This window comes from Amycolatopsis sp. NPDC000009, from assembly GCF_055563465.1.
In genome coordinates this window covers 37029-55044 of sequence record NZ_JBVHDI010000017.1, presented here as the reverse complement: position 1 = coordinate 55044, position 18016 = coordinate 37029, and the positions used below count along the sequence as shown (strand labels likewise).

Below are 18016 nucleotides of genomic sequence, written 5' to 3'. Positions count from 1 at the left end.
ATAGTTGGTTTCTCACCGGTCCGACAACGGAACCCCTCACCCAAGGGATCTGTCCATTGAGGACACAATGGCCGCGGCGTTTTCACCGGCGGTTGCCCGAAACTACGACAGGACTGCCCGTTTGGCCCGCAGGAAGGCCCGTTCCGTGTCGTTGGTGGCCAAGGTGATCGCCTCGTCGTAGGCGGCCACGGCTTCCGCGGTCCGGCCGAGCCGGGACAGCAGGTTCGCCCGCGTGGCGGGCAGATGGTGGTATCCGGGCAGGTCCAGGCCCTCGATTCCGGCCAGCGCCGCCGCCGGACCGTGTACCTCGGCGACGGCGACCGCGCGGTTGAGCGCGACAACGGGCGTCGGGGCGAGCCGCCACAGCTGGTCGTAGAGCGCCAGCACCTGTGTCCAATCGGTCGAGTCGCCGTCCGTGTGCACGGCGTTGATCGCCGCCTGCACCTGATACGGACCCGGCCGGTCGAGACGCAGGCATCGCCGCACCAGTTCGTGGCCCTCGGCGATCAGTTCCCGGTTCCACAGCGACCGGTCCTGCTCCGCGAGCACCACCAGCTCACCGGAAGGCCCGACCCGCGCGGGGCGACGGGCTTCGGTGAGCAGGAGCAGCGCCAGCAGCCCGGTCACCTCCGGCTCGCCGGGCATCAGATCGGCGAGCGCCCTCGCCAGGCGCACCGCCTCCACGCAGAGGTCCGTCCGCAGCAGATCACCAGACGTGGACGTGTACCCCTCGTTGAAAACCAGGTACAGCACGGTGAGTACCGAGTCCAGCCGTTCCGGCAGTTCACCCTTCCCCGGCACTCGGTACGGGATGCCCGCGTCGCGGATCTTCTTCTTCGCGCGGACGATCCGCTGGGCCACGCCCGGCTCCGGGACGAGGTACGCCCGCGCGATCTCCCCCACCTCCAGCCCGCCGATCAGGCGCAGGGTGAGCGCGGTCCGCGCGAGCGGCGAAAGCGCCGGATGGCAGCAGGTGAAGATCATGCGGAGCTGGTCGTCGCGCACCGGCCCCAGCTCCCGCGGCTCGTCCGGCGAGTGCAGGAGCAGCGCTTGGGCGTGGCGGGCCTCGCGGGTGGATTCCCGGCGAAGACGGTCGATCGCGCGGTTCCGGGCGGTGGTGACGATCCACGCACCCGGATTGGGCGGCGTTTCCGCCCATTTCTCCACCGCCGTCGCGAACGCGTCCTGCACCGCCTCCTCGGCGAGCGAGATGTCGCCGAGGAGACGGGTCAGCGTGGCCACGCACCGGCCGTATTCCGCCCGGTAGATCCCGTCGAGATCCATCGGCGTCACCGCGACGGATCGCCGAACGGCCGTACCTCGATCGGCTGCCCGCAGGCGAGCGCGCATTTCTCCGCCCAGGCCAGCGCCTGGTCGAGGTCCTCGACCTGGATCACCCAGAACCCGCCGAGCTGTTCCTTCGTCTCGGCGAACGGCCCGTCGGTGATGGTGACCTTGCCGCCCGCGGGCCGGACGACCGTGGAGACGTCCGAGTGCTCCAGGCCGCCCACGAAGACCCAGGACCCGGCGGCCTTCATCTCGTCGGTGACCTTGCCCGTCCTGGCCAGCATCGCCCGGACCTCTTCCTCCGGCGCCTCCCGTTCGCTCTCGTCGAACTGGACGGCGAGCAGGTACTGCCTCATGACGGACCCCTTCGACGGCTCAGGAGATCATTCCACGGTGACGGACTTCGCGAGGTTACGCGGTTTGTCGATGTCGTGGCCGAGGATCAGCGCCGCGTGGTAGGCCAGCAGCTGCAACGGGATGGTGAGCAGGATCGGGTCGAGCTCCGGCTCCGACCGCGGGACCACGAACCGCGGCACGTCGAGATCGCCGAAGTCCACGTCGTCGTGGGTGATCGCCAGCACCTGTCCCTTGCGCGCCTTGATCTGCTGCATCGCGGCCAGGTTGCGGTCGGCGAGGTCGTCGGACGGCACGATCGCGACCGTCGGCAGTTCCTCGTCGATCAGCGCGAGCGGGCCGTGCTTGAGCTCCGAGGTCTGGTAGGCCTCCGCGTGCCGGTACGAGATCTCCTTGAACTTCTGCGCGCCCTCCCGCGCCACCGGGAACCCGCGGACCCGGCCGATGAAGAACAGGCTCCGCGCGTCCGCGCAGATCTTGGCGTGCTCGGCGATCCGGTCCTCCGCCTCGACGATGGCGGCGACCTGCTTCGGCAACGCGCGGAGCGCCGCGACGATACGCTGCCCGTCCGCGTTGGACAGATCGCGGACACGGCCCAGCGCCAGCGCGATCATCGCGAACCCGACGGCCATGTTGGTGAGCGCCTTGGTCGAAGCGACGGCGATCTCCGGGCCGGCGTGCAGGTACAAGCCACCGTCGCAGGCCCGCGCGATCGTCGAACCGACGACGTTCACGAGGCCGACCACCCGGCCGCCCTTGCGCTTGACCTCTTCCACGGCGAACGCGGTGTCCGCCGTCTCGCCGGACTGGCTGACCGCGATGTAGAGGGTGTCCGCTTCGATGATGGGGTTGCGGTAGCGGAACTCGGACGCGGCCTCCGCGTCGGCCGGGACCCGCGCCAGGTCCTCGATCATGGTGGCGCCGATCTGGCCCGCGTAGTACGCCGAACCGCAGCCGAGGATCTTCACCCTCGCGAAACCACGCAGATCACGGGGAGTCAGGTTCAGACCGTCCAAACGGGACACTCCGAACCGGTCGTCCAGCCGTCCCCTGATCATCCGCTCCAGGCATTCCGGCTGCTCTTGGATCTCCTTGTACATGTAGTGCTTGTGGCCGCCGAGGTCGAGGTCGTCGGCCTGGATGTCGATCGCCGTCGCGGCCTTGCCGGTGTCGCTCTCGTCGACGGTGAAGGTGCGGTAGCCGGTGGCCGAGACGCTGGCGAACTCGCCGTCGTCGAGGTGCACCACCTGCGAGGTGTGCCGGACCAGCGCGGACAGATCGCTGGCCACGAACATCTCCCGGTCGCCGACGCCGATGATCAGCGGCGAACCGTTCCGCGCGACCACGACGCGGTCGGGGTGCCCCGTGTCGGTCACGGCGATGGCGTAGGTACCTGTGACGCGGGAGACGGCCTCGACGACCGCGTCTTCCAGTGTCTTCGCGCCCGACCGGGCGATCAGGTGGGCGAGCACCTCGGTGTCGGTCTCGGACGACAGCGTCACCCCTGCCTGGGTGAGCTGCTCGCGCAGCGCGTCGGCGTTGTCGATGATCCCGTTGTGCACCACCGAGATCCGGCCGTCCTCCGAGACGTGCGGATGGGCGTTCGCCTCGGTCGCCGGGCCGTGTGTCGCCCACCTCGTGTGCCCGATGCCGACCTTGCCCGCGAGCCGTTTGGGCAGCGCGGCCGTCAGGTTCCGCACCCGCCCGACGATGCGGTGCACCTGAGCGCCTTTACCGCCGAGGACGGAGATCCCGGCCGAGTCGTAGCCGCGGTACTCCAGCCGCGTCAGCCCCTCGATCAGGATCGGGGCGGCGTTCTGGCCGCCGATGTAGCCGACGATTCCGCACATGACGAGTCAACCTCACAAAAGAAAGAAAACGGACGGGCGTGTTCCGTCAGCCGTAGACGATGCGGCGCAGTTGCCGCTCGGACAGGTCGGGAGGCGCGACGAGACGACGGCTCAGCTCGCCGGCGATACGAGGGAAGATCTCGGGGTTCTTCCTGCCCTCGGCCTGTAACCGGGCATGCCGCTCTCGCACGTACTGCTCGACCGGCTGCCGGTAGAACGCCAGGACGTCCTCGACGACACGGGCGGCGATGGCCGTCGACAGACCCGTCGACAAGGCCACCTGCTCGACGATGTCCGCGTCCTCCACGGAGCCCATCATGCACATCGACGTATCGAAACGCCAGTTCTTGCCCGAAATCGGGCAAGAACTGGCGTTTTATCCTCTCGTAGTTAGTCGACTAAATGCGGGGAGGGTGTCAGCGGCCCAGGATCGCCTTCACCAGTCCGGCGGTCAGCTCCGCTCGTTCCGCCATCGACCCGGCCAGCAGGTACTCGTGATCCGCGTGCGCGCCGCCGCCGACGGCGCCGAGCCCGTCGAGGGTCGGCACGCCGATCGCGGCCGTGAGATTGCCGTCGCTCCCGCCGCCGACGGCCACCCCGGCGACGCCGGGCAGCAGCCGTTCCGCGACCGCGAAGAGGTCCGCGGCGGCCGACTCGGGCATCGGCGGCCGGTGGATCCCGCCCCGTACGGTGATTTCCGCCCCGTGCAGGCGCGGGGTGAGCGCGGCGAACCCGGCTTCGACCCGCTCCTTCTCCTCAGTGGTCTCGACCCGCACGTCGACCACGACGGTCGCGGACGCGGGCACGACGTTGCTCGCCGTTCCCGCCGAAGCGACCGTCGGAGTGACGCTGGTCCCGGCCTCCGGCCGGTCGAGCGCGGCGATCGCCAGCACCTGGTGCGCGGCTTCGGTCAGCGCGTTGACCCCGGCCGCGGGTTCGAGGCCGGCGTGCGACGCCCGGCCCGTGACGACGACTTCGAACGTGCCGCAGCCCTTGCGGCCGATCTTGAGCCCGCCACCGTCGGCCGCGCCTTCGAACACGAGCACCGCGCCGCACGCACGAGCGCGTTCCTCGATGAGCGCGCGAGACGCGTGCGAGCCCGTTTCCTCATCGGCCGTCACCAGGATCTCGACCCCGGAGAGGTCGTCGAGCGCGGCCAGCCCGTGGATCGCCTGCACCAGCCCGCCGAGCATGTCGAACACCCCGGGTCCGGTCACCCGGCCGTCGGTCACCGCGAACGGACGCCGCGCCAGGGTGCCGACCGGGAACACGGTGTCGTGATGCCCCAGGATCAGCACGCGGGGTTCACCGCCGCCGGACCACCGGACGTGCGGTCCCGCCGCACTCTCGACCAGGGCCGCCGTTCCCCCGAGACGCGCCTCGACGAGAGCGGCGACCGCCTCGGCCGACGCGGTCAAAGCCTCGATGTCCCCCGAAGGCGACTCGATCTCGACGAGGGTCCTGAGGTCTTCGATCATCGCGTCGACAGTCATGCGAGTACTTTCTCAGGCGACTCCGGCGGGGACGGTCTCGTCCTCGCTCAAGCGTTCCGTCTTGGTCCAGCTGTTGCGGCGGGCCACCACGCGGAACAGCGCCCGCCAGGTCGCGACGACACCGAGCACCAGGAATCCGGGATAGAGCAGGCCCGCGAGCAGACAGCGGTGAAGTGGTTCCTCACCGAGCCGGAGCCGGTGAACGACGGCCCATACGAGACCGGGAACCAGCAACACGGCCACGCCGATCAAGGCCGCGCCGGGCAACGCCGACGGCGGTGCGATCAGCCCACCGAGGGTGACCCCCGACCAGGAGGCGACGAGCGTGCCCGCGAACAACAGGGAAACCGCCAACGACAACGGCACGGTCAGCCACGAGATAGGCGAGGAAATCCAGGAGCCCGATACTGCCGACTTGCCGGGAACCGCGACCCGCGCGCGTACGAGGACCCGGACCGCTTCGACGTCGACCGTCCCTCGCCGAGGCATCTCGCGCTGGGACAAGGCATTCACTTCTGCCTCGGCGCCCCGCTGGCGCGGCTGGAGGGCCGCACCCTGTTCGAGGCGCTGCTCGGCGCCGGGCGCGCCTTCCACCGGACCGCGGAACCGGTCTGGGTGAAACAGGTGACGCTGCGCGGCCTCGAAAGCCTGCGGCTCGAATTCGCCTGAAAGTCCGGTTTTCGACCTTAGGCGGTTGCCGACCGGCGCCGGACTGCGCATGCTTTGCGCCAATCCGGCGTAGTGGGGGTTGCCCATGTACCAGGAACGCGAGGTCAGATCCGGTTCGTTCCCCCGTGCGCTTTCCGAAGCGGTGGAGCACCGCGGCCTTTCCCTGTCCCGGATCCGCGCGCATCTGGCCGCACGCGGCGTTTCCGTGGCCGAATCGACCCTGAGCTACTGGCAGCGCGGGCTCCGGCATCCGTCGACACCGCGCTCGCTCGACGTCGTCCGCGCGCTCGAAGCGGTGCTGGGTCTGCCCGCGGACAGCCTCGTCGTCCTGATCGGCCCGCAGCGGCGGTCTCCCGGCGACGACCGCAGGCCCTCGTTGCCGGAGCTGCGGCAGAGCTGGGCCGAGACCTGCTCACTGCTGGACGAACTGAGCGAACCCCCCGGCACGGTGGGAAACGCGAAGCTCGACGTCGTGACGGTCGTCGACGTGCTGACCATGACCGGGGAAGGACGGATCTCGGAGATCAGCTCGACCATGGTGGTGCGGGCGCGGGAGCCCGGCGCCGACGGTTTCGTGGTGACCCATCAGGACGAGCCTGGCACCGACATGGAGGCGACGACGGTGTCCGCCACCGATGGCTGCCGGAGAGGACGAGTACGCCGGAGCGCCTCGTCGCCGGGGATGGTGTTCGAGCTCCTCTTCGACCGTGGTCTTGCCGAAGGGGAAACGCACACCTTCGCGTTCACCTTGCGGTTGGCCGCGTCCGTCCGTTCGACCTGCTTCCACCGGACGGTGCGGTCGCGTATGTCGGCGTACCTGCTCCGCCTGCGTTTCGACGACGGCGCGATACCCGCGCGCTGCGTGAAAACCGTGCGAGAGCGCGAAGAACTCGCCCCCGTGGTCAGCGAGCCCCTGCATCCCGGGCCGGGCGCGACGGTCAGCGCCTACTTCGAGGATCTCGGTGTCGGGATCGCGGGGATCGACCTCATCTGGGAGTGAGGCGGCGCTTCCGCCACATCGCGACCAGCACGACACCGGCGCCCGCCCCGGCGGCGATCAGGCCCGCCACGATCGCGACCGGAAGCCCGCTGTCGCCGGGCGGCTGCACCGCCTGCTGGGTGAAGCCGATCCCTCGGTGGCGCTGGTAGTCCGATCCCGGCAGTTTGTCGGCGTAGCGGCCCTGCACTTGCCGCTGGTACTCGGTAAGCGGGACGAACGCCCCCACCGGCGACTGCGGCAGGCTCGCCCGCAGGAGCACCACGCCGCCGTGGCCCAATTCGTACCAGCCGTTGATCTGCGGCTCGTTGAGCAGGACCGAACCGGGCTTCAGCCGCGCGCTCAACGTCTCTTCGTCGTTGCCGGAGAACACGCTCGCCGCGACCCACTTTCCCGGGCCGTCGGGCATCGCCTGCAGGGTGGCTTTCCGGCCGGAATCGGCGGTGGCCGTCACGGCGATGGAACTCAACACACCGGCCGGCGCTCCGGCGATGCCCCTGACGAAGTCGGGATTGAGCGTGTAGACCGGGATTCCCCTGTCTCCCATGGTGATCCGTCGCGGTTCGATCCGGTCGACCTGCCGGAAGTTCGATCTCGCGAGACCGATCGCGTCGGGCTGCCCGGCGACGCGCACGGCGGCCGCGAGGTCGTCGGCCGAGGGCGGGGCGACTCCTTCGCTCGCCATGGCGGGCGGAGTGGCGGGTAGCAACGTCGCGACGGCCACCGCGAGACACCCGGCGAACTTCCGGCAGGTCGTGTTCATGGCCGCCGCTCAGCCCTTCCGGATGTTGACGATGGTGTCGTTCCAGCGGAACTGGGCATTACTCCGGTACTGGTTGTAGTTCCAGGTCTTGTAACGCGGGGAAGACGGCCACGGGTCGCCCACCATGATCGACTGGCTGGTCGAGTCGTAGCCGTAGATCACCTGGGCGTGGCCGCCGCCGGACGTCCAATAGATCCCCGTCAGGTTCAGGATCCCGGAGTCGACCTGGCTGACGACCGAGTTGAAGCCGATCGGCCCGCCCGCGTCCTGCGCCGAGAAGCCGGTCCCGCGGAACCCGCGGATGATTTCGGGAATCTGGGCGGGCTGGTTCGGGCAGTACCCGGCCGACGTACCCTTGCCCGCGGCGCAGAACTGGGCCTGGGTGGCGGTCCCGCCCTGCGAACGTTCGATGCTCGAACCGTCCGCCGCCCAGCACCATTGGTTGTACTGCTGCACCTGCTGGGTGTAGTTCAGCTGCTTGGACGCCGACGTCGCGGCGACCGTCATCGCGGCCCCGGCCACCGGCGCGACCTCGCGCACCTGGGTGTGGATCCGGGTCTGGACGAGGCCGTTGGACCGGTCCCCGGCATCGCCGGGCTGAGCGAGAGCGGTGGCGGGCAGCATGCTCAGCGCGAAGACGGCGGCTCCGGTGGCCAGCGTGGCCCTCGAAAGACTCTTCACAGATGTCTCCTTCGACACGGGGATGGGGAGATCACCGTGCGCCGCCCCGGCGTCGGGAACAACGCCCGCACCGGGCGCGAAGGAACCGCTGTGATCGTTCACAGGACCGGGACGCGTTCGCGTGCCAGGAGACTCGGGGTCCGCGGGCGGCGGGGCGACGGCCGCGGCGCAAGATTCACGGCCCCTTCACACAGGCTGTGAATCCACCACGGGTCAGGACTTGGGGGTCGCGAGTGTGGTGGGCCGGGCGCGGCCCCGCAAGACGACGTCCTCCGTCGCCTTCCACCGCGCGGCCTCGTCCTCGGCCGCAGACTCGATCGCCGTCCATGACGCGAGCAACCGGGCTTCGACGTTCTTCGCCAGTTCGGTCAGCCGGGCGGCTTCATTGACCGGGTCGCCGATCACCGTGTACTCGAACCGCCGCGGGTCGCCGACGTTGCCGGCGACCACCTCACCGGTCGCCACGCCGATCCCGGCCGGGCATTCGGGCACCTCCGCGGCCAGCCTTTGCGAAATCGCCCGGCCGGCGGACAGCGCGAGGGTCGCGTGGTCAGCCTGCCGTACCGGCGCGCCGAAGATCGCCAGCGCCGCGTCACCGACGAACTTGTTGACCAGCCCGTGGTTGCGGTCGACCTCGTCGACCACCACCGCGAAGAACCGGTTGAGCAGGCCGACGACCTCTTCGGGCGGACGGCTGGCGGCGAGCGCCGTCGAACCGATCAGATCGACGAACAACACCGACACCGTCCGGACCGTGCCGCCGAGTTCGGCCGACGTGCGCATCGCCTCGCTCGCGACGTCCTCGCCGACGTGCCTGCCGAACAGGTCCCGCAAACGTTCGCGTTCGGCGAGACCGACGGCCATCCCGTTGAAGCCCGCTTGCAGCAGACCGAGTTCGGTGCCGTCGTAGACCGGGATCTGCACGGCGAAGTCACCGGCCCGGACGCGGCCGAGCGCGTGCTGGACCGACCGGATCGGGTTCACCACGGCGCGGGCGGTGAACACGGTCACCAGCAGGCCGAAGACCAGCACGACGAGCCCGAGCGCGATGACCGAGATGGCGAGCTTCGTGGTCGACACGTCGCCGCGCACCCACGCCAGCACCGCCGTGACCACCAGTCCGGCCACCGGCACCCCGGTGCCGAGGCACCAGAACAACAGCATCCGCAGATTGACCCCGCCGCTGAGCGGCCGGTCCGGCGAGGTGCCCGCGAGGGCGAGGGCCGCGTACGGCCGCAGGATGAACTCCCCGGCCAGGTAGGCGATCGCGCAGACGACCACCCCCGCGAAGGCGACCACGAGCAGTTCGGTGAGCACGACCCGCGGCTGCACCAGCGCGGCGAGCACACCGAAAACGAGGGTCGCGATGCCCCACAGCACGGCCTGGACCAGCGTCAGGCGCAACGGCACGCGGAGGCTGGCCGCGCGTTCCTCGTCGCTCGGCGTCCGGCCGTCGGCGGCCCAGCGCAGGGTCCGCAGCGCGCCGCGGGTGCCCCACAGCGCGCCGACGACGACGGCGGAGACCACGTAGACGGGGACCGCGATCGCGGTCACGCGGACGAGGTCACCGGACATGCCCGGGGCGGGCATGAGCAACGCCGCCAGCCCGACCACGACCAGGGCGCCGATGACGTTCGTCGCGATCAGCGTCCCGGTGAGCAGTCCCTGGACGCGGCGGCGCAACGCGGCCGAATCCTGGTCGAGCGGGCCGAGCAGCCAGGAGCCGAACGGCCCCTGCCCGCGGCCCCGAACAGAGGAGTCGTTGTCTGGTCTCACCCGTGTCCCGCCGTTCACCCCGGTTTGAGTGAACGACTGTACACCGAAGTGGACGCGGTCGTCAGCGGACGGTGCCGGAGCCGATCAGCGTGGTGGCGTCGAGTTCGGTCACGCCCTCGGCCCGCAGGGAATCGAGGTAGCGCTCACGCACCTGCTCGACGACGCCGGGTTCGAGGCCGTCGAGCAGCCCGCGGAATCCGGAGCCGATGACGACCAGCCACGCGATCTCCGGTGTCATGGCCAGCCGCAGCTCGTTCACCACGACGTCCACATCGGACAGATTCCGTCCGGAAAGCCAGTCGCCGTACGGGCCCGCTTGGTCGACGCGGTCGATCAAACTCGGCTCGCGTTCCGGCGGCGGCGCGGAATCGGTCACCGCCGCGACCGCGCGGCCGAGGTGACGGCCCGCCGTCACCATGGACCCGCCGCGCCAGATGGTGAACACGGCGCGGCCGCCGGACCTGGCCCGGCCGATCAGCCGCTGCGTACCGTCCGTCATGTCGGGAAAGAAGAAGATGCCGAGCGCGGATTGCACGACGTCGTAGCCGCCGGTGTCCCATGCCGTCGCGTCGGCCTCGTGCGCGCGCAACTGCGGCAGATCGGCCGACAGGCGGCGCAGTTCGCCGATCATCGGGCCGGAGAGGTCGATCGCGTCCACCACACCCGCGGCGCCGACAGCGTGCGCCGCGGGAATCGCCGATGCCCCGGTGCCGCAGCAGGCGTCGAGGACGCGGTCCCCTTCACGGACTCCGGCGGCGGCCACCGTGGCGGCGCCGATCGGCTCCCAGAGATGCCGCCCGAGCGCGGCGAAATCGGCGGCGGCCGCGTCGAAGGCGCGCTGGGTTCCCACTTCGCGAGACGACATGCCGCGACGATAGCCGTTCCGCGCCCTCTGCGAACCCGGCTGCGACGGACTTCTGGGCGCCGCACGCGGCTGAGACCGATCCGGCGCGCCCACGGCTCCGAACACCGGACATGGACCAAGGAGAGCTCGCGCCGGACTTCACCCTGCCCGACGACACCGGCCGGGACCGCACGCTGTCGGACTTCCTGTCCACCGGCCCGGTCGTTCTGTTCTTCTACCCCGCCGCGATGACCGGGGGATGCACCGCCGAGAGCTGTCACTTCCGCGACCTGGCCGCGGAATTCGGTGAGGTCGGCGCCCACCGCGTCGGGATCAGCCCGGACGGGATCACCAAGCAGCGGCAATTCTCCACGCTGCACGGCTTCGACTATCCGCTTCTGTCCGATGTGGACGGAATCGTCGCGAAGCGGTTCGGCGTGTGGCGCCGGTTCAGCCCGTTGCACGCCAAACGCCGCACCTTCGTGATCGACACCGACCGCCGGATCCTCGCGGTGATCAAGAGCGAGCTGAAGTTCGACGTCCACGCGGACAAGGCGCTCGCGACCCTGCGGGAACGGGCGGCCACCGCTTGAGGTGCGGAACGCGCCTTCACCCCGCTGTCCCCCGCACCACCAGGGAAAGCGCGGCGGTGCCGTCGAAAAGCGCCCGCGAACGGGCCGCGATCCCGGCGTCCCTGGCGGCGAGCGCGGACGCGACGTCCTCCAGCCGCCGGGAGCGCCGCAGCTCCGGCATCAAGGCCCGGAGCGGCGCGACCCGGTAACCGGCCAGCCGCAGCTGCTGCACGATCCGCGCGTCCCGCACCTGGGACGGGGTGTACCGCCGCGTTCCCCGCTGATCGCGGCCGGGGACGACGAGCCGTTCCGTGTCCCAGTGCCGCAGGGTCGAAGGGCGCACGCCGAGCGCCGACGCGAGCTCGGAGACGCTCATCGAGTCCGACCCGCGCACGTCTTCGATCGGCTCGCGGGAGATCACCCGGACCGCCTCCCTGGCCTCCCTGAGGTCCGCACGTTCGGCGTCGAGCCCGGCGTGGGCGGCGTCGAGGCGCGCGAGCACCTCGGGGAGCGGATCCCGGTGCACGGCGCGGACGATCTTCTTGGCCTCGACCGGCCCCACCCCGGCGGCGAGCGCGCGGTAGGCCAGCGCGGACCGGAGGTGGAGCTCTCCGTAGCTCCGGTAGCCCGAGGCCGTCCGCGACGCCGCCGGGAGCACGCCGTCGCGTTCGAGGTTGCGCACCTGCTGGACGGAGTACCCCGCGAGGCGGGCGACCTCCGCCGTGCGCATCGATTTGAGACTTGGCACCTTCACTCCGTCGAAAACCCACTCGAACCCTCCATAAGCACTTTAATGCCACGCTTGAGCACATGACCATCGAAGAGATCATCGGCCTCGTATCGGGCCTCGACGGCGTCCTGACCCTCACCCCCGGCCCCGGTGACGAATGGCCCGAACTCAGCTGGGGTGACGCGTTCTTCTACTACTCCCCGGACGGTGTCGTCCCGACGAACGTCCAGCCCTTCGCGACGATCGTGACCAAGAACTATCCCGGCGACGAGAGCTCGCGGCTGGACCGGCCGGACACGTTCCGCGTGAACGTCCACGCCGGCAAGAAGGAGTTCGCCCGGCGGCTCGGCCAGGACCCCGCCGCCACGGACACCCTGATCGCCCATCCCGTGTACGGCACCGCGGGCTGGCTGGCGGTGGTCAACCCGGCGTCGAACACCGAAACGGCCACCCGCGAGCTGCTCGAAACGGCCTATCGGCTGGCTCGCGCCCGGTACGAGCGGCGGGCGGATTCCTCGCGCGGCCGGTAGACCGAATATCGTGGGGCGGTGGGCCGGAACCTTCACCCCCGTGAGCGGCTCAGGCCGGTCGACCTGGCGCGCGAGCACGGCCTGTCCACCCAAGCCGTCCGCAATTACGAGGCGGACGGCATCCTTCCCGCCGCCGAGCGCGGTCCGCAGGGTTATCGCACCTACACGCCACTGCACGCACAGGCCCTGCGCGCGTTCCTCGCCCTCGTGCCGGGGCACGGCCACGCGACGGCGACGTCGATCATGCGGGCGGTCAACCAGGACGCGGTCGAGGAGGCGCTCCGGCTCATCGACGAAAGCCACGCGCAGCTGCTCGACGATCGCCGCACCCTTCAGGCGGTCGCGGCCGCGCTCCGCGATCTCGAACCCGTGGCGCAGGAGCGGGACGAGATGTTCGTCGGCCCGCTGGCGCGGAAGCTCGGCGTCCGGCCCGCCACCCTGCGCGAATGGGAACGAGCGGGTCTTCTGCGGCCCGGACGCGACCCGAAGACCGGCTACCGCGTCTACGGCGCGGCCGACGTGCGCGACGCGAAACTGACGCATCAGCTCAGGCGCGGCGGCTACCTCCTGGAGCGGATCGCACCGGTACTCGACCAGGTCCGTTCGGCGGGCGGGGTCGTCCCGCTGGAGTCGGCGCTGCGCGACTGGCACTCGCGTCTCTCGGCAAGGGGCCGCGCCCTGCTCTCCGGTGCCGCCGCGCTGGAGGGCTACCTCGACGTGGCACTTTTGCGCCAATGACACTTCCGCGCAATTGATTACGCGGGCAATTCACGTTTTCCGCATACGAAAGTAGGTCCGCGATCACGGATCCTACTTTCGGCGCTACGGCATGCCGTACGGGCGCTCGTACTGTGCGTGACGTCGAGATGAACCGCCCGGTCCCCTGCGCTTTCCGAACATATTCCGGCGGTTCGTCGTTCCCTCCTTATCGAAGGAAATTCGCATGCGAATTCGCGGACCCGTCATGCTCACCCTGCTGAGCGTCTGTGCCGGAATCGGAGCGCTCGCCGTGCCGGCGACCGCCGCGCCGGTCACCGCCTACGACCAGACGATGCTCGAGACCCTCGCCGCCCAGCTCAAGGTCAGCCCGCTTCAGGCCGCCAAGAAGCTGGACCACGAAAAGAACCTGATCGCGTCGCTGGAGAGCATCAGAACCCGCGGCCTCCACACGGACGGCGCGTACTTCGACGACGCCGGCGCCCTCGTGGTGAACGCCGACGCCGGCGCCGCCAAGGAACTCCGCTCGGCCGGGCTGACCCCGCGCACCGGCGCCCGCGGCGAGAACGCGCTGAACGCCCTGTCCGACAAGGTCGGCACGGTGATCGGCAAGGACGTCGCCCAGGTGCAGTCCTGGGGTCCGGAACTCGCGGCCGACCAGGTCGTCGTCACCGTGCAGCCGGGCGCCGACAGCGCCCTCGTCCGCCGCCTCACGGCGCTGCCGGGTGTGTCGGTCCAGACCGGCGTCGCCAACGGGAACACCACGCAGGCCGACGTCATCCCCGGCCAGATCATGGACCTCGTCCCCGGCACCAACTGCTCGCTCGGTTTCCCCGGCACCACCAGCAACGGCAACAACGTGATGCTCACCGCCGGGCACTGCGTCGAGGGCAACCCCGACATCCTCAACCGCAGCGGTGTCCACATCGGCCGCGGTGTCGCCACCCAGTTCCCGTCGGCCGACATGGGCCTGATGGACATCGACGCCGAGGACACCGGCCGCGGCTACGTCGACACCCGCATGGGCACCACGGTGCGGATCACCGGCAGCTCGAAGGCGCCGGTCGGCACCACGCTCTGCAAGGCGGGCAACACCACCGGCTGGACCTGCGGCAAGATCACCGCCTACAACCAGACCGTCCGCTACAGCGGTGAAAGCGTCGCCACCAAGGGGCTCGCGAAGTCGACCGTCTGCACCGAGGGCGGCGACAGCGGCGGTGCCTACATCGCGGGCAACACCGCGCAGGGCATGACCTCCGGCGGCCCCGCCGACGGCCACGACTGCGGATGGAACCAGGGCTCCAACGCCACGGGTTCGTACTCCTACTACCAGCCCGTCGTGGACGCGGCGAACAAGTACGGCGTCACGCTGACCCGTTCCTGACGAAGTGATCGCGATGGCCGGGGAGCGGGCGCTCCCCGGCCATCGTCGTCTACCGCGAGCTCAGGATCTGCTCGCGCAGGATGTCCGCGTGGCCGCCGTGCTGGGCGAGTTCACGCAGCACGTGCAGGTACACCCAGCGCAGCGGAAGCGGGCCACGCCGGTTCCCGTGGACGAGATCGTCCAGGTCGAGGGCGGCCGCCGCCTTGCGGGACGCCTCGCAGGCTTCGCGATACGCCTGCCGCACCGTGGCGATTGTGTCCTCCTCGTCGAGGACGAACGACTCGTCGGGTGTGGCGGGGATGCCGATCTCGGCGCGCGGGCGGCAGGTGACGGCTTCGTCGAACCACACCTTTTCCACGAAGGTCGCGTGCTTCACCAGCCCGAGCAGGGTCGTGCGGGAGGGGACGAGCGACCGGCGGGCCTCCTCCTCGGTCAGCCCTTCCAGTGACTCGTCGAGAACACGGCGGTGCTCGTCGAGGAACACGTCGAACTGCTCGCGGAACGGGTGGTCGAGGACTTCCAGCGTGGACATGGGGGAAGCATCGCAAAGGTTCTCGATCTTGGGCAACTACTTCAAGAACCCGACCAGTTCGGCGCTCACGAACTCCGGGTTCTCCTCGGCGAGCCAATGCCCCGCCCTCGGCACCTCCACGGCGCGGGCCAGGTTCGCGACGCGGGGCGCCAGTGTCGCCTTCTGCGGTTCGAGCAGTCCTTCCGCGGTCATCAGGAGTGTGGGAGTCGCGATCGGACTCGCGCCGACGTTCGCGGTCGCGTCCTGCCCGAGCGTGCGGTAGAGCTCGAAACCGCCGTGCAGGACCTCCGGCCTCGTGTAGGTGCGGGCGTACTCGTCGATCTCGGCGTCGTCGAACGGCGATGGCGCTCCTGGCCCGCCGAAGGCCGTCCCCGAGTAGGCGACCTGGGGATAGAACAGGGACAGGTACTTGCGGACGTCGTCGCCGACGACGGCTTCGGGAACCGTCTTCTGCGAGTGGAAGGCGATGTGCCAGCTCAGCTTCCGGTACGCCGTCGCGTCGAGCGCGGGGCCCGGCAGCGGTAGATCGAGGTACGCGAGTTTGATGATGTCACCGGGGAATTGCGCCGCGTACTGGAAGGCGACCGCGGCACCGAGATCGTGCCCGGCGATCCGGACGTCGCGCAGGCCGAGCCGCCCGGCGACGAGGCCGTGCACGTAGCGCGCGAGGGTCGCCTTGTCGTAGCTGGGCGGCGAGCCGGCGCTGTCACCGAGACCGGGCAGGTCGAGGGCGTACACCGTGAAGTGCTCGGCCAGCGCGGGCATGACCCGGTGCCAGCCGTACCAGGTCTGCGGCCAGCCGTGCAGCAGGACGAGCGGTGCTCCCTTTCCGCCGGTGACGTAGTGCATCTTCACGCCGTCGACGTCGGCGAACTCATGCCGGAACCGACTCGCGAAAGCCGTGTCGCCGCGGGTGACGTTCTCGTAGGGCGGGGCGGCGGCCGGGGGCGAACCGCAGGCCGTCAGCAGGACGAGTGCCGCGACGAACGCGGCGGCCCGGTGGAACATGGGATTCTCCGTTTCAGCGCCCGGTGGCGCCATCGATCAGTTCGCGCAGGATGTCGGCGTGCCCCGCGTGCCGTGCGGTTTCTTCGATCAGGTGGGTCAGCGTCCAGCGTCGTGATCCCCGGCGGGGCCCGGTCGCGGCGAGGTCGTCCCAGGACGCGATCTCCGCGTTCGCCTCGGCGACGGTTTCCCGGTAGGCGGCCAGAATCGACGCCGTCGTGTCGCCGGGATCCGGATGGAACGTCGCCCTCCAGTCGGTGACGCGATGGCCGAGCAGCCAGTGGCGTTCGACGTGGGTCAGGTGTTTGACCAGCCCCAGCAGATTCGTGCCGGACGGCACGCCAGGGGTGCGGGCCAGGTTTTCCGGCACCCCTTCGGCCTTGGCCACGACCGCGGCGCGGAGATAGTCGAGGAACCCGGCGAGGACGTCTTTCTCCCCAGCCCCCGTCGAAGGGGGCCCGGCGTCGCGTTTGCGGCTCATCGCCCGGCCCGCCGGAGCACCAGGACGTGGTCGACGACCGTCGCGGTCCGGCCCACCGGGCCGGTGGCCAGGCGTTCCGCCGCCTCCGCGCGGTCGGTCGACCAGTCCGACGGGTCGAGCGCCAATTCGGCCGCCACCTCGGCGGGAGTGGGGTATTCGGCGTCCTGGTCCCACGACCAGGGCGCGGCGGAGCCGTGGTCGACGACGACCAGCCGCCCGCCGGGGTTCACCGAGCTCGCGGCGGCGCGCAGGACGCGGGCCCGGTCCAGCTCGAACGGTGTGTGGAAGTACTGCGCCGACACCAGGTCGAAGGTGCCGTCGGGGAAATCCTCGGCGAGGTCGACGCGGAGCGCCGTGATCGGTTCGCCGCGTTCCTGAAGCGAGCGCACGGCCGCTCCGGAGATGTCGACCGCGGTCACCCGCCAGCCTCGGGCTGCCAGCCACAGCGCGTCTCCCCCGCCACCACAGCCGAGGTCGAGCGCGGTGCCCGGCGCCAGCGGGCCCGCGATCTCGGCCAGTCTCGCGTTCACCCTCGGCGTTTCGGCGACGCGCCGTTCGTAGAGTTCGTCCCAGAATTCCGTCGCGTTCATGACCGCCACCTTCGCCCGGGAGCAGCAGTATTGGCACGAAAACTTGCCGACCTGGCAAGATCGGCGCCATGGCGGACGAGACGGACGAGGTACTGGACGCGGTGGGCCCCCGGCTGCGGGCGCTGCGCAAACACCGGGGCCTGACCCTGGCCGAGCTGTCGGCGACGACCGGGATCTCGGAAAGCACCTTGTCGCGGCTGGAAAGCGGCGGCAGGCGGCCGACGCTGGAGCTACTGCTGCCGCTGGCCCGCGTGCACGGCGTGCCGCTCGACGATCTCGTCGGCGCTCCCCGGACCGGCGATCCGCGTATCCACCTCCAGCCGATCCACCGCCACGGCATGACGTTCCTGCCGCTCACCCGGCGCGCCGGCGGGGTGCAGGCGTTCAAGATGCTCATCCCCGGCCGGGGCGAACCGGCGGAACCCACGCCGCAGACCCACGGCGGCTACGAATGGGTGTATGTCCTCAATGGACGGTTGCGCCTGGTGGTCGGCGACCGTGACATGGTCCTGCCACCCGGTGAGGCCGCCGAGTTCGACACCGCGTTACCGCATTGGCTCGGCTCCGCCGACGGGCAGGCCGTCGAAACCCTCGTCCTGTTCGGACCGCAGGGCGAGCGCGCGCACGTCCGGGCCTAGGGCGTGTTTCATAGGCCTGTTCGATGGACTTCGTGATCCAGGTGGTTCCTGCCGGTGCGGGCGGATCGGCCTCGTACCGGGTCGTACTCGGCCGCATTCGCCCGTGCCGTCAGGGACCGCCTG

Annotated in this window: 21 protein-coding genes; 6 read left to right on the top strand and 15 right to left on the bottom strand. The window is 70.2% G+C overall.

Going from position 1 to position 18016, the window contains the following annotated elements:
• Nucleotides 1-102: 102 nt before the first annotated feature.
• From ACZ3HL_RS33210 to ACZ3HL_RS33185, 6 genes are all read right to left on the bottom strand, one after another.
• Nucleotides 103-1284, bottom strand: coding sequence for an RNA polymerase sigma factor (locus ACZ3HL_RS33210; RefSeq protein ID WP_465535301.1), 1182 nt, complete (start codon nt 1282-1284; stop codon nt 103-105).
• A gap of 5 nt (nt 1285-1289) precedes the next feature.
• Complete coding sequence (locus ACZ3HL_RS33205) at nt 1290-1643, bottom strand: YciI family protein (protein ID WP_465535300.1); 354 nt, start codon at nt 1641-1643, stop codon at nt 1290-1292.
• A gap of 27 nt (nt 1644-1670) precedes the next feature.
• Entirely contained in the window at nt 1671-3491 is a 1821-nt protein-coding gene (gene glmS, locus ACZ3HL_RS33200; RefSeq protein ID WP_465412855.1) for a glutamine--fructose-6-phosphate transaminase (isomerizing), read from the bottom strand.
• Between the two features lie 46 nt (nt 3492-3537).
• Nucleotides 3538-3810 (bottom strand): hypothetical protein, encoded by a 273-nt coding sequence (locus ACZ3HL_RS33195; protein WP_034324749.1) that lies wholly within the window; start codon nt 3808-3810, stop codon nt 3538-3540.
• A 97-nt stretch (nt 3811-3907) separates the two neighbouring features.
• Nucleotides 3908-4984 carry a M20 family metallopeptidase gene (locus ACZ3HL_RS33190; RefSeq protein ID WP_465412854.1) on the bottom strand — a complete coding sequence of 359 codons (1077 nt, stop codon included), beginning with the start codon at nt 4982-4984 and terminating at the stop codon, nt 3908-3910.
• Between the two features lie 12 nt (nt 4985-4996).
• Nucleotides 4997-5704 (bottom strand): hypothetical protein, encoded by a 708-nt coding sequence (locus tag ACZ3HL_RS33185; protein WP_465535299.1) that lies wholly within the window; start codon nt 5702-5704, stop codon nt 4997-4999.
• A gap of 34 nt (nt 5705-5738) precedes the next feature.
• Between ACZ3HL_RS33185 and ACZ3HL_RS33180 the strand changes: the two genes are divergently transcribed.
• Nucleotides 5739-6653 carry a helix-turn-helix domain-containing protein gene (locus ACZ3HL_RS33180; RefSeq protein WP_465412848.1) on the top strand — a complete coding sequence of 305 codons (915 nt, stop codon included), beginning with the start codon at nt 5739-5741 and terminating at the stop codon, nt 6651-6653.
• Here the strand turns inward: ACZ3HL_RS33180 and ACZ3HL_RS33175 are convergent.
• The 4 genes from ACZ3HL_RS33175 to ACZ3HL_RS33160 form a co-directional block, all read right to left on the bottom strand.
• On the bottom strand, nt 6640-7413 hold the full coding sequence (locus ACZ3HL_RS33175) for a hypothetical protein (RefSeq protein WP_465535298.1): 774 nt from the start codon (nt 7411-7413) through the stop codon (nt 6640-6642). The genes ACZ3HL_RS33180 and ACZ3HL_RS33175 overlap by 14 nt on opposite strands.
• 9 nt (nt 7414-7422) lie before the next feature.
• Nucleotides 7423-8094 carry a papain-like cysteine protease family protein gene (locus ACZ3HL_RS33170; RefSeq protein WP_465535297.1) on the bottom strand — a complete coding sequence of 224 codons (672 nt, stop codon included), beginning with the start codon at nt 8092-8094 and terminating at the stop codon, nt 7423-7425.
• 213 nt (nt 8095-8307) lie between these two features.
• Complete coding sequence (locus tag ACZ3HL_RS33165) at nt 8308-9870, bottom strand: adenylate/guanylate cyclase domain-containing protein (RefSeq protein WP_465535296.1); 1563 nt, start codon at nt 9868-9870, stop codon at nt 8308-8310.
• 61 nt (nt 9871-9931) lie between these two features.
• Nucleotides 9932-10735: a class I SAM-dependent methyltransferase gene (locus tag ACZ3HL_RS33160; protein ID WP_465535295.1), complete on the bottom strand. Its 804-nt coding sequence runs from the start codon at nt 10733-10735 to the stop codon at nt 9932-9934.
• A gap of 110 nt (nt 10736-10845) precedes the next feature.
• On the opposite strand from ACZ3HL_RS33160, the gene ACZ3HL_RS33155 reads away from it, so the two are divergent.
• Nucleotides 10846-11307 carry a peroxiredoxin gene (locus tag ACZ3HL_RS33155; protein WP_465535294.1) on the top strand — a complete coding sequence of 154 codons (462 nt, stop codon included), beginning with the start codon at nt 10846-10848 and terminating at the stop codon, nt 11305-11307.
• Nucleotides 11308-11323: 16 nt separating this feature from the next.
• Here the strand turns inward: ACZ3HL_RS33155 and ACZ3HL_RS33150 are convergent, their stop codons facing one another.
• Nucleotides 11324-12034, bottom strand: a complete 711-nt coding sequence (locus ACZ3HL_RS33150) for a MerR family transcriptional regulator (protein ID WP_465535293.1) — start codon at nt 12032-12034, stop codon at nt 11324-11326.
• A 62-nt stretch (nt 12035-12096) separates the two neighbouring features.
• Here ACZ3HL_RS33150 and ACZ3HL_RS33145 point away from each other — a divergent pair, with 62 nt between their 5' ends.
• The 3 genes from ACZ3HL_RS33145 to ACZ3HL_RS33135 all read left to right on the top strand — a co-directional run bounded on the left by ACZ3HL_RS33145 (nt 12097) and on the right by ACZ3HL_RS33135 (nt 14647).
• Entirely contained in the window at nt 12097-12546 is a 450-nt protein-coding gene (locus ACZ3HL_RS33145) for a DUF6194 family protein (protein ID WP_465535292.1), read from the top strand.
• 18 nt (nt 12547-12564) lie between these two features.
• Complete coding sequence (locus tag ACZ3HL_RS33140) at nt 12565-13284, top strand: TioE family transcriptional regulator (RefSeq protein ID WP_465412840.1); 720 nt, start codon at nt 12565-12567, stop codon at nt 13282-13284.
• 205 nt (nt 13285-13489) lie between these two features.
• Nucleotides 13490-14647, top strand: a complete 1158-nt coding sequence (locus ACZ3HL_RS33135) for a S1 family peptidase (protein WP_465412839.1) — start codon at nt 13490-13492, stop codon at nt 14645-14647.
• Nucleotides 14648-14696: 49 nt separating this feature from the next.
• Here ACZ3HL_RS33135 and ACZ3HL_RS33130 read toward each other — a convergent pair whose 3' ends face one another.
• The 4 genes from ACZ3HL_RS33130 to ACZ3HL_RS33115 are packed head-to-tail and all read right to left on the bottom strand — an operon-like array spanning nt 14697 to nt 17255.
• Complete coding sequence (locus tag ACZ3HL_RS33130; protein WP_465535291.1) at nt 14697-15179, bottom strand: DinB family protein; 483 nt, start codon at nt 15177-15179, stop codon at nt 14697-14699.
• Between the two features lie 36 nt (nt 15180-15215).
• The gene (locus ACZ3HL_RS33125; RefSeq protein ID WP_465535290.1) at nt 15216-16187 is read right to left on the bottom strand and encodes an alpha/beta fold hydrolase; all 972 of its coding nucleotides are present in this window, start codon (nt 16185-16187) and stop codon (nt 15216-15218) included.
• Between the two features lie 13 nt (nt 16188-16200).
• Complete coding sequence (locus ACZ3HL_RS33120; protein ID WP_465535289.1) at nt 16201-16665, bottom strand: DinB family protein; 465 nt, start codon at nt 16663-16665, stop codon at nt 16201-16203.
• Nucleotides 16662-17255, bottom strand: coding sequence for a class I SAM-dependent methyltransferase (locus ACZ3HL_RS33115; protein ID WP_465535288.1), 594 nt, complete (start codon nt 17253-17255; stop codon nt 16662-16664). Before ACZ3HL_RS33115 ends, ACZ3HL_RS33120 begins: the two co-directional genes overlap by 4 nt.
• 68 nt (nt 17256-17323) lie before the next feature.
• On the opposite strand from ACZ3HL_RS33115, the gene ACZ3HL_RS33110 reads away from it, so the two are divergent.
• Nucleotides 17324-17893, top strand: coding sequence for a helix-turn-helix domain-containing protein (locus tag ACZ3HL_RS33110; protein ID WP_465535287.1), 570 nt, complete (start codon nt 17324-17326; stop codon nt 17891-17893).
• The last annotated feature ends 123 nt before the right edge of the window (nt 17894-18016 follow it).